The sequence below is a fragment of the Vibrio sp. 10N.222.55.C7 genome (assembly GCF_041473335.1).
Classification (GTDB): Bacteria; Pseudomonadota; Gammaproteobacteria; order Enterobacterales; family Vibrionaceae; genus Vibrio; species Vibrio crassostreae_C.
In genome coordinates this window covers 1-1,232 of sequence record NZ_JBFRSC010000128.1, presented here as the reverse complement: position 1 = coordinate 1,232, position 1,232 = coordinate 1, and the positions used below count along the sequence as shown (strand labels likewise).

Genomic DNA, 1,232 nt, shown 5'->3' with positions numbered 1-1,232 from the left:
GACTGACCATTGGCCAAATGATTAAATGCGGGATCAGTGGCATCAACAATTAACGTATGCCCATCAGCATCTAAGGTAATGCCCGTTGGAAGTTGGCCCGACTGAGGTTGGCCATCGATGGCATATTCAAGGTGACTGATAGTTAAAGCGTCGCCGTCTTTATCTGTGGCACCTACTAGCAGATTGAGGGTGTGATGATTATCGGCCCCCTCACTGACACTGTCGGTTAAAGGCGTCACATCAGGGTTGTCGTTAACCGCAGCTAAGTTGGTGGTTGCGCCGGTGTGGGTCACACCACCGTGTGCATCCTTAACGTCATAGCTAAAGTGTACATCGCCGTTATAGTCTTTTTCTGGGGTAAAGGTAAACGTGCCATCGGCATTGTTTAGAATGGATCCATGGTCAGCATGCAGGTTTTCAATGGTTAGTTTACCGGCGTCATTGGCATCCACATCGACGGTATTCGCTAACAGTTGCGCGGTGGTTAAGGTTTGGCGTGTATCTTCACTGCCATTTGCAAGCACCACTTCAGATGAACAGTAAGGTCTGTCGTTACTGCCGTGAATGGTGATGACAATATCGTGTGTTGTACCATCTTTTGAATGGACTGTAATCGTATCGGTTAAGCTTTGCCCTTCACCAAGTTGGTCAATTGCAGTGCCACGCGTTGTGGGTCTAGCACCTATACCTGATAGATGCCCAGCATCGGCATGGTAATGCCAGGTGCCATCGGTGAGTAAGATTAGATCGCCATAGGTGCCGTGATAGTCGTAACCATTGCTGCCTTGGCGTTCAAATCCTGACTCGCCTACATCGGGGTCTGTGATGGTCAGCTTGCCATCAGCATAGAGTGTTGTATTGCCAAGTGTGGCGATGCCTGAGTGAGCATAGTCGGGTGACATGTCGACACCCGCGCTGTTTTCGGTTATTGAACCAGTATCAACGCCAGCAATAGTGGCCACATTGTTGCTACCATTTATGGTCACCATTATTTGATGTGTTGTGCCATCCGCGGAATGCACGGTAATGCTATCGGTGGTGGTTTTACCTTGACCTAATGCTTGTACCGTTGGGTTTTTGTTATCTAAATCGTAAGTCCAATCACCGTTATCTTTAAGATGTAGGGTACCTAATTGGCCTGCGATATCGGTATTCGAGAAGTGGGCTTCACCTTTGTCTGTATCGGTGATGGTGAGTGTTCCCGAGGTTTGCAGTTGAGACTCTTCAGTTAC

At 48.4% G+C, this 1,232-nt stretch carries 1 protein-coding gene; it reads right to left on the bottom strand.

The genetic code is table 11. From position 1 onward, the window contains the following. On the bottom strand, positions 1-1,232 hold a 1,232-nt coding region (locus AB4482_RS23005), incomplete at both ends, for a VCBS domain-containing protein (protein ID WP_372181802.1).